16 protein-coding genes and 1 tRNA gene are annotated in these 13211 nt (G+C 68.2%); 7 read left to right on the top strand and 10 right to left on the bottom strand.

Annotated features, from left to right (window positions below; all coding sequences use genetic code 11):
* Nucleotides 1–4 precede the first annotated feature (4 nt).
* A complete protein-coding gene (locus D3P35_RS00470; RefSeq protein WP_118132491.1) occupies nt 5–397 on the top strand; it encodes a ribulose bisphosphate carboxylase small subunit in 393 nt (130 codons plus the stop codon).
* Here D3P35_RS00470 and D3P35_RS00465 read toward each other — a convergent pair.
* Nucleotides 378–833 carry an MgtC/SapB family protein gene (locus D3P35_RS00465; protein ID WP_118132490.1) on the bottom strand — a complete coding sequence of 152 codons (456 nt, stop codon included), beginning with the start codon at nt 831–833 and terminating at the stop codon, nt 378–380. The two genes, D3P35_RS00470 and D3P35_RS00465, sit on opposite strands and share 20 nt — an antisense overlap.
* Before the next feature lie 48 nt (nt 834–881).
* Here D3P35_RS00465 and cbbX point away from each other — a divergent pair, with 48 nt between their 5' ends.
* Together cbbX and rpe are read left to right on the top strand one after the other, a co-directional pair.
* Nucleotides 882–1796, top strand: a complete 915-nt coding sequence (gene cbbX, locus D3P35_RS00460) for a CbbX protein (protein ID WP_118132773.1) — start codon at nt 882–884, stop codon at nt 1794–1796.
* Nucleotides 1789–2490 carry a ribulose-phosphate 3-epimerase gene (gene rpe, locus D3P35_RS00455; RefSeq protein WP_118132489.1) on the top strand — a complete coding sequence of 234 codons (702 nt, stop codon included), beginning with the start codon at nt 1789–1791 and terminating at the stop codon, nt 2488–2490. Before cbbX ends, rpe begins: the two co-directional genes overlap by 8 nt.
* Nucleotides 2491–2509: 19 nt before the next feature.
* On the opposite strand, the gene D3P35_RS00450 is transcribed toward rpe, so the two are convergent.
* Nucleotides 2510–2803: a YciI family protein gene (locus D3P35_RS00450; RefSeq protein WP_118132488.1), complete on the bottom strand. Its 294-nt coding sequence runs from the start codon at nt 2801–2803 to the stop codon at nt 2510–2512.
* Between the two features lie 127 nt (nt 2804–2930).
* Here D3P35_RS00450 and aat point away from each other — a divergent pair, with 127 nt between their 5' ends.
* Nucleotides 2931–3587, top strand: a complete 657-nt coding sequence (gene aat, locus D3P35_RS00445; RefSeq protein WP_118132487.1) for a leucyl/phenylalanyl-tRNA--protein transferase — start codon at nt 2931–2933, stop codon at nt 3585–3587.
* On the opposite strand, the gene D3P35_RS00440 is transcribed toward aat, so the two are convergent.
* From D3P35_RS00440 to clpP, 5 genes are all read right to left on the bottom strand, one after another.
* Nucleotides 3518–4105, bottom strand: a complete 588-nt coding sequence (locus D3P35_RS00440) for a DUF2155 domain-containing protein (RefSeq protein ID WP_118132486.1) — start codon at nt 4103–4105, stop codon at nt 3518–3520. The two genes, aat and D3P35_RS00440, sit on opposite strands and share 70 nt — an antisense overlap.
* A 57-nt stretch (nt 4106–4162) precedes the next feature.
* Nucleotides 4163–4624, bottom strand: a complete 462-nt coding sequence (mlaD, locus tag D3P35_RS00435) for an outer membrane lipid asymmetry maintenance protein MlaD (protein WP_118132485.1) — start codon at nt 4622–4624, stop codon at nt 4163–4165.
* Between the two features lies 1 nt (nt 4625).
* A complete protein-coding gene (locus tag D3P35_RS00430) occupies nt 4626–5003 on the bottom strand; it encodes an NADH:ubiquinone oxidoreductase subunit NDUFA12 (protein ID WP_118132484.1) in 378 nt (125 codons plus the stop codon).
* A gap of 67 nt (nt 5004–5070) precedes the next feature.
* Entirely contained in the window at nt 5071–6339 is a 1269-nt protein-coding gene (gene clpX / locus D3P35_RS00425; protein WP_118132483.1) for an ATP-dependent Clp protease ATP-binding subunit ClpX, read from the bottom strand.
* A gap of 160 nt (nt 6340–6499) precedes the next feature.
* Nucleotides 6500–7129, bottom strand: a complete 630-nt coding sequence (clpP, locus tag D3P35_RS00420; protein ID WP_118132482.1) for an ATP-dependent Clp endopeptidase proteolytic subunit ClpP — start codon at nt 7127–7129, stop codon at nt 6500–6502.
* A gap of 228 nt (nt 7130–7357) precedes the next feature.
* On the opposite strand from clpP, the gene D3P35_RS00415 reads away from it, so the two are divergent.
* Complete coding sequence (locus D3P35_RS00415; protein WP_118132481.1) at nt 7358–7762, top strand: CopD family protein; 405 nt, start codon at nt 7358–7360, stop codon at nt 7760–7762.
* 81 nt (nt 7763–7843) lie between these two features.
* Here the strand turns inward: D3P35_RS00415 and tig are convergent, their stop codons facing one another.
* From tig to D3P35_RS00400, 3 genes are all read right to left on the bottom strand, one after another.
* Nucleotides 7844–9175 carry a trigger factor gene (gene tig, locus D3P35_RS00410; RefSeq protein WP_118132480.1) on the bottom strand — a complete coding sequence of 444 codons (1332 nt, stop codon included), beginning with the start codon at nt 9173–9175 and terminating at the stop codon, nt 7844–7846.
* A gap of 129 nt (nt 9176–9304) precedes the next feature.
* A tRNA-Leu gene (locus tag D3P35_RS00405) sits at nt 9305–9389 on the bottom strand.
* A 108-nt stretch (nt 9390–9497) separates the two neighbouring features.
* Nucleotides 9498–11057: an NAD(P)H-hydrate dehydratase gene (locus D3P35_RS00400; RefSeq protein WP_118132479.1), complete on the bottom strand. Its 1560-nt coding sequence runs from the start codon at nt 11055–11057 to the stop codon at nt 9498–9500.
* Nucleotides 11058–11263: 206 nt separating this feature from the next.
* Between D3P35_RS00400 and D3P35_RS00395 the strand changes: the two genes are divergently transcribed.
* The gene (locus tag D3P35_RS00395) at nt 11264–11602 is read left to right on the top strand and encodes a P-II family nitrogen regulator (protein WP_118132478.1); all 339 of its coding nucleotides are present in this window, start codon (nt 11264–11266) and stop codon (nt 11600–11602) included.
* A 47-nt stretch (nt 11603–11649) separates the two neighbouring features.
* Nucleotides 11650–13059 (top strand): type I glutamate--ammonia ligase, encoded by a 1410-nt coding sequence (gene glnA / locus D3P35_RS00390; RefSeq protein WP_118132477.1) that lies wholly within the window; start codon nt 11650–11652, stop codon nt 13057–13059.
* Nucleotides 13060–13211 lie beyond the last annotated feature (152 nt).

The raw sequence follows: 13211 nt of genomic DNA, 5'->3' as shown, positions 1-13211 counted from the left end.
GACCATGCGCATCACCCAGGGCTGCTTTTCCTTCCTGCCCGACCTCACGGACGAGCAGATCACCGCCCAGGTGGAATACTGCCTCGGCCGCGACTGGGCCATTGGAGTGGAATACACCGACGACCCCCACCCCCGGAACACCTACTGGGAAATGTGGGGCAACCCGATGTTCGACCTGCGCGACGCGAAGGGCGTGATGATGGAGCTGGAGGACTGCCGCAAGGCGCATCCCGAGGCCTACATCCGCCTCAACGCCTTCGACAGCACCCGCGGGCTCGAGACGGTCACCATGTCCTTCATCGTGAACCGGCCCACCGTGGAGCCCACTTTCCTCATGACCCGCACCGAGGTGGCCGGGCGGAGAATGAACTACACGCTCACCGCTCGAAGAACTTGACGAGGGAGAGCACGATGACCGCGAGCACCGTGGCGATGATGGCGAGCAGGTACAGCCCCACCCCGGTGGCACAGCCGATGGCGCCCGCAAGCCACATGCCCGCGCCCGTGGTGAGCCCCTTCACCCCTCCCTCGCCGCGGATGATCGTGCCCGCGGCGAGGAAGGCCACCCCGGCCGTCACCGCCTCGATGACGCGCGTGGGGTCCATGTTGCCGCCCGCATCGGCGAAGCGCGCGAAGAGCTCGGCGCTGATGAGGGTGAACAGGCAGGCCGCGAGGCAGATGAGGATATGGGTGCGCAGGCCGGCCGAATGCTGCCGCGCCTCCCGGTCGATGCCGATCACCGCGCCGAGGGCCGCCGCTATGCCCAGCCGCACCACTGCCGTGCCGAGCGGGGTTTCCATCCGATCGAGCATCGCGATCGTCTCAAGTTCCATGCGACTGCCTCCCCTGAACCGTTTTTGCGAGAGGAGATCCCGATGAGCCTGGACACCGCCGAGACCGCCCCCCCCGGGGATATAGACCTGCGCGCCGAGTTCGAAAGCTCCGGCGTCGCCGGGGTGCTGGCCGATCTCGACCGCGAGCTCACCGGCCTGAAGCCGGTGAAGGCCCGCATCCGCGAGACCGCCGCCCTGCTGCTGGTCGACCGCGCGCGCCGCAGCCTCGGCCTCGCGCAGGACACGCCCACCCTGCACATGTGCTTCACCGGCAACCCCGGCACCGGCAAGACCACGGTGGCGCTGAAGATGGCCGGCCTGCTGCACCGGCTGGGCTACGTGCGCAAGGGCCACCTCATCTCCGTCACGCGTGACGACCTCGTGGGCCAGTACATCGGCCACACCGCGCCCAAGACGAAGGAGATCCTGAAGAAGGCCATGGGCGGCGTGCTGTTCATCGACGAGGCCTACTACCTCTACCGCCCCGACAACGAGCGCGACTACGGCCAGGAAGCCATCGAGATCCTGCTGCAGGTGATGGAGAACAACCGCGACGACCTCGTGGTGATCCTCGCCGGTTACGCCGACCGGATGGACCTGTTCTTCCGCTCCAACCCCGGCTTCCGCTCACGCATCGCCCATCACATCGACTTCCCGGACTACTCCGACGCCGAGCTGCTCACCATCTCCGAGCGCATGCTGGAGGGGCAGAGCTACCGCCTCTCGGCCGGGGCGCGGGCGGCGGTCACCGAGTACATCGCCCTGCGCCGCGCCCAGCCGCATTTCGCGAATGCCCGCTCGCTCAGAAACGCGCTCGACCGCGCCCGCCTGCGCCAGGCGAGCCGGCTGTTCGAGGCCGGCGGCCGGGTGAACGCCGCCACCCTCTCGACCATCGAGGCGGAGGACATCCGCGCCAGCCGGGTCTTCTCCGGCGGGCTCGACCAGGAGAGACCCCATGACTGACCGGATCCGCATCGCGCCCTCCATCCTCTCGGCCGATTTCGCCGCCTTCGGCGCGGAATGCGAGGCGATCGAGGCGCAGGGCGCCGACTGGGTGCATGTCGACGTGATGGACGGGCATTTCGTGCCCAATCTCACCTTCGGCCCCGCCATGGTGAAGGCCCTGCGCCCGCATGTGAAAACCGTGATGGACGTGCACCTGATGATCGCGCCGGCCGACCCCTACCTCGCCGCCTTCGCCGAAGCGGGCGCCGACGTGCTCACGGTCCATGTCGAGGCCGGGCCGCACCTGCACCGCTCGCTGCAGGCGGTGCGCGCGCTTGGCTGCAAGGCCGGCGTGGCGCTCAACCCCGCCACCCCGGCCGAGGCCATCGAGTACCTGCTCGACGACATCGACCTCGTCTGCGTGATGACGGTGAACCCCGGCTTCGGCGGCCAGGGCTTCATCGGCTCGCAGCTCGAGAAGGTCCGCCATCTGCGCGCCATGCTGGGCGACCGCCCGGTGCATGTCGAGATCGACGGCGGCGTGACCCCCGAGACCGCTCCGCTGGTGGCGGCGGCGGGGGCCGATGTGCTGGTGGCGGGCTCCGCGGTGTTCCGCGGCGGCTCGGTGGCAAACCCCGCCCCCTACGGCGCCAACATCCGCGCCATACGCGCCGCGGCCGAAGCCGCGCTGCGCGCGCCCGAGCCGGTGTGAGGCCCGGGCCCTGCCCGGCTCACTCCGGCCAGGGCACCCGGCGGATCGGGATGATCTCGATGTCCTTCCACACCTTCTCGCGGTAGAACACCTCGGCCGCGAGAATGGCGTCGAGCGCCGCGCGGTCCTCGGCCTCGTAGACCATCACCGAGCCGGCCATGTTGCCGTCCTCGCCGATGATGGCGCCGCCGTCGATGACCGAGCCGTCCTTCTTGCCGGCGAACAGCCCCTCGAGATGCTCCGGCCGGTGCGCCATGCGGCGGTCGAGCGTGCCCGGGGCGGTGTCGTCGCGGGCGATTACGGTAAATTGCATGAAAGATCCTCCGGTTGCGGCGCCACTCTGGCGAAGCGTGCGGCGCGGATCAAGCCTCTGTCCGGTCGGTCCGATGCTACCACGGTTCATCTGGCAAGCGGGCGCGCAGTGTGTCACTGTCAGGGCCATGTCGAAACCGCAGGACCCCTTGGAAATCACTCCCACACTGCTGCTGCGGGCCTACGCGGCCGGCGTGTTTCCCATGGCCGAGTCGGCACGGGCCACGAGCCTGTTCTGGGTGGATCCCAAGCAGCGGGGCATCCTGCCGCTCGACGCGCTGCACGTCTCCGCCTCGCTGCGCCGGCGCATCCGCCGCGGCCGCTTCCGGGTGGGGATCGACGAGGATTTCACCGGCACGCTCGCCGGCTGCGCCAGCCGCGAGGAAACCTGGATCAACCCCGAGATCCGCGACCTGTTCATCACCCTGCACCGCATGGGCTACGCGCATTCCATCGAGGTCTACGACGAGCAGGGCCTGGCGGGCGGGCTCTACGGGGTTCGGCTGGGGGCGGCCTTCTTCGGCGAGAGCATGTTCTCCTACCGCCCCGATGCCTCGAAGATCGCGCTCGTGTGGCTGGTGGCCCGGCTGCGCGCCGGCGGCTTCACCCTGCTCGACACCCAGTTCGTCACCGACCACCTCGCCCGCATGGGCGCGGTGGAGGTGAGCCGGGACACCTATCACCGCATGCTCGACTCGGCGCTGGAGCGCACGGCTCAGTTCTGGGAACTGCCCGTCGACGCCTCCTCCGAGGCCATCCTGCAGCTCAGCACCCAGACATCGTAGCGCGGGTGGTCCAGCGCCGAGAGCGCCGGGCTCGAGGCGAACATCCAGCCGTGGAAATCCGGCTCTTCCTGGCGCAGGTCGCGGATCTGCAGCCAGGCGTAGGCGTCCTCGCCATCGCCCTCGGCGGGGCGCCGGCAGGCCTCGAGCGTGAGGTCGAGGCGCTCGTACTCGCGCTCCTCGCCCACCTTCATCTCGAAGGTGGTGATCGCGCCGGTCATCTTGTCGAGCCCGCGCAAGACCGCGATATCGGCGGCAACCGAGGTCACCGGCGGCCGCACGGAGGGGATCTCGTTGGTGAGCTCGCGCGTGGGCGCGCGCTCCTCGGTGGCGCCCTCGGCCGGCGTGCCGGTATCCGCCCCCGGCGTCTCGCCCTCGCCGGGCAGGTCGTCGAGCGGGGTGATCTGGATGGTCTGCGCCCCTGCCGGAGTCACGGCCGGGCCGAGGGCGGCAGACAGCACCATGCAGGCGGCCAGCGCCAGCTGGGAGGCGCGCGCGAGGCGGGGAAGGGTCTGTGTCACTGCTCGTCTTCCAGAAACGGGGCCGCGGCCGGGATCTTCGCCCGGCCCACGGCCTGGTCAGTTTTGGCTTGCGCCACTGCCGCCGCTGCCGCCGGCGAAGGTCAGCAGCAGGTCGATGAGCGAGACCGAGCCCTGGGTCATCGTGATCTCGTCACCGGGGTTGAGCATGAATTCCGAGGCGCCGGGGGTGATGGCAACATAGTTGCCGCCCAGAAGGCCCTCGGAATCGATCTTGGCGTCGGAATCCTCCGGCAGCTCCACACCCTCGCGCACCGACATGTGCGTGACCGCCTGGTAGGTGGTGGGGTCGAGGGTGATGCCGGTCACCGAGCCGACCTTCACGCCGGAGATCCGCACATCCGAGCCGACATTCAGCCCCCCGGCCTTGCGGAACTTCGCCACGACCTCGTAGCCGCCGCCACGGCCGAAATCGGCATTCTGCGACGCGAAGGCAAGGAAGCCTCCGGCCGCGACCAGCACAACCGCGCCGATCAGCGTTTCCGCTGCGGAACTGGCCATGTCAGCCCTCCGGCGCCCAGGCTTCGTACTCCGGCCGGCGGGCCGGGCTCGGCGTCAGGATGCTGCCGGGCGGGTGGTAGGCCGCATCGGTGCCGGTGAGGTTCGGCAGATGCGGCTTCTCCCAGGCCCGGTGCTTCAGAGGCGCCTCGGTCGGCGCCTCGTCATAGGTGAAATGCAGCCAGCCATGCCAGTCCGGCGAGATGCGCGAGGCTTCCACGGGGCCGTTGTAGATGACCCAGCGACGCTTGCCGCCACCGCTCTGGTAGAAGGTGTTGCCCTGGTCGTCGGTCCCTACCTTCTCCCCCGATCTCCAGGTGGAGAGGCGGGTTCCGACGGTCTGGCCGTTCCACCAGGTGAAAATCTGCGCAAGCAAGCTCATCTCGACGCTCCGTACGGTGGTTATGCGGGGGGTTATGCCCCCTGCGGCGGCCGAACGCCAGCCTCCATCAGGAGGCTGACGCCGGTTTTCCGCTGCTCTGCTCGGAGTAGACGAGCATGGGCTTGGCTTCTCCGCGGATCGCCTCTTCGTTCACCACAACCTCTTCCAGCCCCTCGCGGCCCGGCAGCTCGAACATCGAGTCGAGCAGCACGTCCTCGAGGATGGAGCGCAGGCCACGCGCACCGGTCTTGCGCTCGATGGCCCGGCGGGCGATGGCCCGCAGCGCCTCGGTGGTGAAGGTGAGCTTGGTGTCCTCCATCTCGAACAGCCGCTGGTACTGCTTGATGAGCGCGTTCTTCGGCTCGGTGAGGATGGTGATGAGCGCATCCTCGTCGAGGTCCGTGAGGGTCGCGATCACCGGCAGGCGGCCGACGAACTCGGGGATCAGGCCGAACTTCAGCAGGTCCTCGGGCTCGAGCTCGGCGAAGAGCTCGCCCACCCGGCGGTCCTCGTTCGACTTCACGTCGGCGCCGAAGCCCATCGCGGTGCCCTTGTTGCGCTGGGAGATGATCCGGTCCAGCCCGGCGAAGGCGCCGCCGCAGATGAACAGGATGTTCGTGGTGTCCACCTGCAGGAATTCCTGCTGCGGATGCTTGCGCCCGCCCTGCGGCGGCACGGAGGCCACGGTGCCTTCCATGATCTTCAGCAGCGCCTGCTGCACGCCCTCGCCCGACACGTCACGGGTGATCGACGGGTTGTCGGACTTGCGCGAGATCTTGTCGACCTCGTCGATGTAGACGATGCCGCGCTGTGCCCGCTCCACGTTGTACTCGGCGGACTGCAGGAGCTTGAGGATGATGTTCTCGACATCCTCGCCCACGTAGCCGGCCTCGGTCAGCGTGGTGGCATCGGCCATGGTGAAGGGCACGTCGATGATGCGCGCCAGCGTCTGCGCCAGCAGCGTCTTGCCGCAGCCGGTGGGGCCGATGAGCAGGATGTTGGACTTCGCGAGTTCCACATCCGCGTTCTTGGCCGCGTGGTTGAGGCGCTTGTAGTGGTTGTGCACGGCGACGGAGAGAACCCGCTTGGCCGTGTCCTGGCCGATGACATAGTCATCGAGCACGTTGCAGATGTCGCGGGGGGTGGGCACGCCCTCGGTCGACTTGACCAGGGTGCTCTTGCTCTCCTCGCGGATGATGTCCATGCAGAGCTCGACGCATTCATCGCAGATGAAAACGGTCGGACCCGCAATCAGCTTCCGCACCTCGTGCTGCGACTTTCCACAGAAAGAGCAGTACAGTGTGTTCTTGGAATCGGTTGTGCCCGACTTGCTCATTCAACACTCCCGGAAAGGCCTGGGGCCCTTCCCTGTTTGGCAGAGCCGATGGCCCTGCGCTCTTCAGACCGCGCCCCCGATTGGAGCACGGTCATGGTTGCCCTGACAAGCTCAAAGCCCGGAATTGAGCGATTCCTCGCCAAAAAATGACCTCTGTGTGTCAGCTTTCCTCACTCGAGAAATCGCGTTTCTCAACGATCTTGTCGACCAGACCCCATTCCTTGGCCTGCTGGGCGGTCATGAAATTGTCGCGGTCGAGGGCGTTTTCAACCGTCTGCAGGTCCTGGCCGCAGTGCTCGACGTAGATGCGGTTCAGCCGGTCCTTCAGCTCGAGAATTTCCTTCGCGTGCAGGGCGATGTCCGAGGCCTGGCCCTGGAACCCGCCCGAGGGCTGGTGGACCATGATGCGGCTGTTGGGCAGCGAGAAGCGCATGTCCTTCTCGCCGGCGGCGAGCAGCAGCGAGCCCATCGAGGCCGCCTGGCCGATGCAGAGCGTCGAGACCGCCGGGCGGATGTACTGCATCGTGTCGTAGATCGAGAGACCCGACGTCACCACCCCGCCGGGGGAGTTGATGTACATCGCGATCTCTTTCTTCGGGTTCTCCGCTTCGAGGAACAGCAGCTGCGCGACCATCAGGGTCGCCATCCCGTCATGCACCGGGCCGGAGAGGAAGATGATGCGCTCCTTGAGCAGGCGCGAGTAGATGTCGTAGGCCCGCTCGCCGCGCGACGTCTGCTCGACGACCATCGGCACGAGGGTATTCATGTAAACGTCGTAGGGATCTTTCATCGTGCCGCCTGCCTTCTGACTGTGCCGGAAGTCCTTTGGACCACCTTGGGGTTACCACAAGGTTTAGTGGCTGACTCGGGGGGGTTCAAGGGGCGAGCGGTGCCGCTGTCGCCGCGTCCGCCGGCCGCAATGGACGCCCGCAGCCCCCGCGTGTCATAAGCGGCACACCACAACCGGTCGCCCTGCCCGCCCCGGGCCCGTGCGGCCCCGCCGCGGAAAGGCCCCCGAATGCTCTACGATATCGCCAAGGCAGCCCATATCTTCTCCGTCCTGCTCTGGGTGGGCGGCATGCTCACCCTCGCCGTCGTCATGCCGGTGGCGGGCCGGGCCCGCGAGGCCGCGCAGAGGGTGCATCGCTGGGACCGCGCGGCCTTCAACCCCGCCATGGCCGCGGCCTGGGTGCTGGGGCTGTGGATGGCCTGGGACGGCGGATGGTTCGTCGCCGGCTGGCTGCACGGCAAGCTGCTGCTGGTCGTCATCCTCTCCGCCGTGCACGGCATGCTCTCGGCCGGCATGCGGCGCGCGGCCGGAGGCGAGGGCCGCCCGCTCTCCGCCATCCAGCGCCATGGCGGCCGGATCATCGTCGGCCTCGTCGCCATCGTGGCGATCCTGGTCGAGGTCAAGCCGTTCTGAGGCGAAACGAAAGGAGCCCCGCGCCGGCCGGCACGGGGCTCCGAACTCATGGCCCGGCGCCCGGAGGCGCCGGCGACGGGATCACTCCTCGTCGAGCGACTCGATGGTCTTCTGCAGCTCTTCCTTGGTGACCGTCTTGTCGGAGACCTCGGCCAGCTCGACGATGTAGTCGACGACCTTGTCCTCGTAGATCGGCGCCTGGATGGACTGCAGGGCCTGGGGGTTGTTCTTCACGAAGTCGAAGAACTGCTTCTCCTGGCCGCGGTACTGCATCGCCTGGCGCATCACCGCCTGGTTCAGCTCGTTCTCGGAGACCTGCACGCCGGCCTTGGCGCCGGTGTCGGCCAGCAGCAGCCCGAGGCGCACGCGGCGCTCGGCGAGCTTCTTGTGCTCGTCGGTCACCTCGACCGCGCCATGGTCATGGCCCTGCACTTCCGGGTGCTCCTCGTGCCACAGCTGGTGCGCGACCTGCTGGGCCTCGGCATCGACCAGGGCGGTCGGCAGCTCGAAGGACACGAGATCGTCGAGCGAGTCCATCAGCTGGCGCTTGAGCACGGAGCGCGCGGCGCCCTTGTACTCGGCGCCCAGGCGCTCGGTGATCTGGGCCTTGAGGTCGTCGAGCGACTCGGCGCCGAACTTCTTGGCCAGCTCGTCGTCGATCGCCGCGGCCTCGGGGGCCTTCACTTCCTTCACCTTGCAGGCGAAGGAGGCTTCCTTACCGGCGAGGTTCGGCGCGCCGTATTCCTCGGGGAAGGACACCTTCACCTCGACCTCGTCGCCGGCCTTGGCACCGACGAGCTGCTCCTCGAAGCCGGGGATGAAGGAGTTGGAGCCCAGCACCAGCGGGTAGTCCTCGGCGGAACCGCCCTCGAACAGCTCGCCGTCGATGGAGCCGGCGAAGTCGATCACCACCTGGTCACCGTCCTCGGCCGCGGCACCCTCCTCGCGGGCGGCGAAGTTCTGCGCGGAGTTGGCGAGGTTTTCCAGCGCCTCGTTGATCGCGCCGTCCTCGACCTCGACCACCAGCCGCTCGAGCTTGAGGGTGGAGAAATCGGGCTGCTCGATCTCGGGGAGCTTCTCGTAGGACATCTCGACGGTGAGGTCCTCGCCTTCCTTCCACTCCTGGTTGGTGACCTTCACGTCCGGCTGCTGGGCCGGGCGATCACCGGACGCCTCGAAATGCGACTTCATCGCCTCGTCGACGACTTCCTGCATGGCCTCGCCGATGACGGACTTGCCGAACATCTTCTTCATCAGCGCGGCGGGGGCCTTGCCCTTGCGGAAGCCCTTCATCTGGAAGTCGGCGCGCACCGCGTCGAGCTTCTCGTTCACCTTGGCCTCCAGCGCGTCGGCCGTCAGGGTCATGGAATAGCCGCGCTTCAGACCTTCGTTCAGCGTCTCGGTGACCTGCATAAGTGTTCCCTTTTTCTTCGTCTCGTCCGACCGGGGGCCGGTTTGCCTCTGGTCCGGCGCGGGGCCGGCGATTGCGTCCGTCCGATCCCGGAGGACCGGCCTCACATCAGTGCATCGGGGCCCGGGAGCTGGTGCGGGCGAAGGGACTTGAACCCCCACGCCTTGCGGCACGAGAACCTAAATCTCGCGTGTCTACCAGTTCCACCACGCCCGCAGCCCTGCCGGCAGGCGAACCTGCCGGTGAATTCCGCGCGCCTTCTAACAGAGCTTTCGCGCGAGAGTAAGCGGAAAATGACGCGCGCAGCCCCGCCCGAGGCCCGCCTCAGAGCCCCAGCGCGGCCAGAACGGCGGGCAGCCGCTCCGGCAGGTCCTCCGCGATCAGCCCGGGCCCGAAGCCGCGCGCGGCCTCCGCGTGCAGCCAGGCACCGCTCTCGGCCGCCGCCGGTGCGGGCAGCCCGCGCGCCATGAGCCCGGCGATGAGCCCGGCCAGCACGTCGCCCGCCCCGGCGGTGGCGAGCCAGGGTGCGGCGCGCGCATAAACCGCGTCGTTCACCACAACGGCCCCATCGGGCGCGCCGATCACCGTGTCCGGCCCCTTCAGCAGCACCACCGCCCCGGCCCGCGCCGCGGCCTCCCGCACCGCGTCGATGCGCGAGAAGGCGGGGCCGCGCTCCGCCGCCCCCTTCAACCGCGCCGCGATGTCGGGGAAGAGGCGCGCGAACTCGCCGGGATGGGGCGTGAGCACCGTCTCGCCCTGCCCCGCGGCGATGGCGGCGAAGAGCACCTCGGGCGCGTCCTCGAAGGCGGTGAGGGCGTCGGCGTCGAGCACCGCGGCACGGCCGGCGCCGAGCGCGGCCTCCACCAGGGCGCGCGTACCCTCCGCCCGTTCGGGGCCGGTGCCGAGACCGGGGCCGAGGCAGAGCGCGTTCACCCGCGCGTCCTCCAGCAGCGCCGCCAGTGCCTCCGCGTCCGCCAGCCGCCGCAGCATGATGGCATCGAGCCGCATGGCATTCTCCTGCAGCGCCGAAGGCGGCACCCCGAGGGTGACCAGCCCGGCCCCCGCGCGCAGCCCCGCCCGGGCCGCGAGCCGTGCCGCGCCGCCGCGGCCGGCTCCGCCGGCCAGCACCAGCAGGTGGCCGTGGGTGTACTTGTGCGCGCCGTGCCGCTTCGCCAGCCGCTCCGGGCCCTGCGCGCCGCCGGGCCGCGCCAGCCGTTCGGCGCCCTCCACCGGGAGCTGCGGCAGGCCGATATCGACCACCTCGAGTGCCCCGCAGAGCTGCGGGCCGAGGTCGAGATAATGGCCCGGTTTCGGACGGTGGAAGCTCACCGTGAGATCGGCGCGAAACGGCACGCGCCCCAGCGCCCGGCCGCTGTCCGAGCAGAGCCCGCTCGGCATGTCCACCGCCACCACGTGCTTGCCGCGCCCCAGCGCCGCGAGCCCCTCGGCAAGGCCCGAGAGATGTTCCGAGATCGGCCGCGACAGCCCGGTTCCGAACACCGCGTCGACCACCAGCCCCGCCGCCGCGATGCCGGAGAGATCGAGCATGGCGAGATCGGCCACCGTGCCGCCCATGGCGCGCCAGCGCGCGCAGTTGAGCGCTGCATCGGGGGGAAGTTTCCCTTCATCTCCAAGGAGAAACAGGTCGATGTTCCAGCCCTTTTCCGCCAGTAGCCGCGCGATGACGAACCCGTCGCCGCCGTTGTTGCCCGGCCCGCAGAGCACCGCCGCGCGCCCCGGCACATCGCCCTGCGGCCAGCGCGCGGCGATGGCCGCCACCACGCCTGCCCCGGCCCGCTCCATCAGCGCCTCGCCGGTCACGGTTCCCCGGCCGATGGCCTCCTCCTCGACGGCCCGCATGCGGGCCGCGGTCAGCAGTTCCATATCGATACCTTGTCGTTACCTTTACACTCTGCCCGAGGCTCGGGCATCCTGCACAGAAAATCGGCACGTCCGCGGAATTATGCGTTTCCTTCCGCGTCCGCCCGGCTTAACCATTTGAAAGCCCCGGAGCGAAGTGCTTTTCCATCGAACTGTGCGGACGCGCCGGGCCGCTGACGCACCGAATTGTCACGGGAGCTCGACAGACAATGAAAAAGATCGAAGCGATCATCAAGCCGTTCAAGCTCGATGAGGTCAAGGAAGCGCTGCAGGAAGTGGGCGTCCAGGGTCTCAGCGTGATCGAAGCCAAGGGATTCGGGCGCCAGAAGGGCCACACCGAACTCTACCGCGGAGCGGAATACGTCGTCGACTTCCTGCCGAAGGTCAAGATCGAGGTCGTGCTGGCAGACGACCAGGTGGATGCGGCCATCGAGGCCATTGTATCCGCCGCCAAGACCGGCAAGATCGGCGACGGGAAGATCTTCGTCTCCAGCGTCGAGCAGGCGATCCGCATTCGCACCGGCGAGGAAGGCGGAGACGCTCTCTGACGACCGGCGCAGTCCCCGAACGTAATGAAAATAAGGGAAATCAGGACATGAGCGACACGAAGAACGTGCTCAAGACCATCAAGGATGAGGACGTCGAATACGTCGACATCCGTTTTACCGACCCCCGCGGCAAGCTGCAGCACGTCACGGTGATGTCCGACCAGGTGGACGAGGACTTCCTGGAGGAAGGCTTCATGTTCGACGGCTCGTCGATCGCCGGCTGGAAGTCCATCGACCAGTCCGACATGAAACTGATGCCTGACGCGGCCTCCGCCTACATGGACCCGTTCTACGCCGAGAAGACCCTCTGCGTGCATTGCAACGTGGTCGAGCCCGACACCGGCGCCGCCTACGACCGCGACCCCCGCTCCACCGCCGTGAAGGCCGAGGAATACCTCAAGGCCTCCGGCATCGGCGACCAGTCCTTCTGGGGCCCGGAAGCGGAGTTCTTCCTGTTCGACAACGTCCGCTTCTCGAACACCATGCAGAAGGTGGGCTACGAGGTCGACGCCATCGACGGCGCCTGGAACTCGGACACCGAGTACGAGATGGGCAACATGGGCCACCGCCCGGGCATCAAGGGCGGCTACTTCCCCGTGAACCCGACCGACTCGGCCCAGGACATCCGCTCCGAGATGCTCTCGACCATGAAGCGCATCGGCATGAAGGTCGACAAGCACCACCACGAGGTGGCCTCCGCGCAGCATGAGCTCGGCCTCATCTTCGGGACGCTGACCGCCCAGGCCGACGCGATCCAGAAGTACAAGTACGTGATCCACAACGTGGCCCACGCCTACGGCAAGACCGCCACCTTCATGCCCAAGCCCATCAAGGGCGACAACGGCACCGGCATGCACGTGAACATGTCGGTCTGGAAGGACGGCAAGCCGCTCTTCGCGGGCGACAAGTATGCCGACCTCTCCCAGGAAGCCCTGTGGTACATCGGCGGCATCCTGAAGCACGCGAAGGCGCTCAACGCCTTCACCAACCCGGGCACCAACTCCTACAAGCGCCTGATCCCGGGCTTCGAGGCCCCGGTGCTGCTGGCCTACTCGGCCCGCAACCGCTCCGGTGCGATCCGTATTCCCTGGGCCGAGTCCCCGAAGGCCAAGCGCGTCGAGGCCCGTTTCCCGGATCCGTCCGCGAACCCCTACCTCGCCTTCTCCGCGCTGCTGATGGCCGGCCTCGACGGCATCAAGAACAAGATCGACCCGGGCGAGAGCTCCGACAAGGATCTCTACGACCTGCCCCCCGAGGAGCTGGCCGCGATCCCGACCGTCTGCGGCTCGCTGCGCGAGGCCCTGCAGTCGCTCGAGGCGGACATGGACTTCCTCACCGCGGGCGACGTGTTCACCGCCGACCAGATCGCCGGCTACATGGACCTGAAGTGGGAAGAGGTGTACGCCTACGAGCACACCCCGCACCCGGTCGAGTACCAGATGTACTACTCCTGCTGATCCCGCGCGGATCATGCGGACGGAACGGGGCCTTCGGGCCCCGTTTCTCGTTTCAGGGCCGGATCACGCAGAGTTGCGCTTGGCGCGGGGCGGCCCGGTCTGCCATGCTGCAGGCGGGACGCGGCCCGGCAGAGGCCCCCCTCGGGACGGAG

Origin of the sequence: Oceanicella sp. SM1341 (assembly GCF_003448965.1) — a bacterium.
Lineage (GTDB): Bacteria > Pseudomonadota > Alphaproteobacteria > Rhodobacterales > Rhodobacteraceae > Paroceanicella.
This window is presented reverse-complemented; position numbering and strand designations above follow the sequence as displayed.

Bases quoted from the DNA above. Each gene is read 5' to 3' on its own strand.
- D3P35_RS00470 (WP_118132491.1), top strand. From the start codon at position 5: ATGCGCATCACCCAGGGCTGCTTTTCCTTCCTGCCCGACCTCACGGAC.
- glnA (WP_118132477.1), top strand. From the start codon at position 11,650: ATGAGCGACACGAAGAACGTGCTCAAGACCATCAAGGATGAGGACGTC.
- D3P35_RS00465 (WP_118132490.1), bottom strand. From the start codon at position 833: ATGGAACTTGAGACGATCGCGATGCTCGATCGGATGGAAACCCCGCTC.
- clpX (WP_118132483.1), bottom strand. From the start codon at position 6,339: ATGAGCAAGTCGGGCACAACCGATTCCAAGAACACACTGTACTGCTCT.
- clpP (WP_118132482.1), bottom strand. From the start codon at position 7,129: ATGAAAGATCCCTACGACGTTTACATGAATACCCTCGTGCCGATGGTC.
- D3P35_RS00450 (WP_118132488.1), bottom strand. From the start codon at position 2,803: ATGCAATTTACCGTAATCGCCCGCGACGACACCGCCCCGGGCACGCTC.
- D3P35_RS00395 (WP_118132478.1), top strand. From the start codon at position 11,264: ATGAAAAAGATCGAAGCGATCATCAAGCCGTTCAAGCTCGATGAGGTC.
- aat (WP_118132487.1), top strand. From the start codon at position 2,931: ATGTCGAAACCGCAGGACCCCTTGGAAATCACTCCCACACTGCTGCTG.
- mlaD (WP_118132485.1), bottom strand. From the start codon at position 4,624: ATGGCCAGTTCCGCAGCGGAAACGCTGATCGGCGCGGTTGTGCTGGTC.
- tig (WP_118132480.1), bottom strand. From the start codon at position 9,175: ATGCAGGTCACCGAGACGCTGAACGAAGGTCTGAAGCGCGGCTATTCC.
- D3P35_RS00430 (WP_118132484.1), bottom strand. From the start codon at position 5,003: ATGAGCTTGCTTGCGCAGATTTTCACCTGGTGGAACGGCCAGACCGTC.
- D3P35_RS00415 (WP_118132481.1), top strand. From the start codon at position 7,358: ATGCTCTACGATATCGCCAAGGCAGCCCATATCTTCTCCGTCCTGCTC.
- rpe (WP_118132489.1), top strand. From the start codon at position 1,789: ATGACTGACCGGATCCGCATCGCGCCCTCCATCCTCTCGGCCGATTTC.
- D3P35_RS00400 (WP_118132479.1), bottom strand. From the start codon at position 11,057: ATGGAACTGCTGACCGCGGCCCGCATGCGGGCCGTCGAGGAGGAGGCC.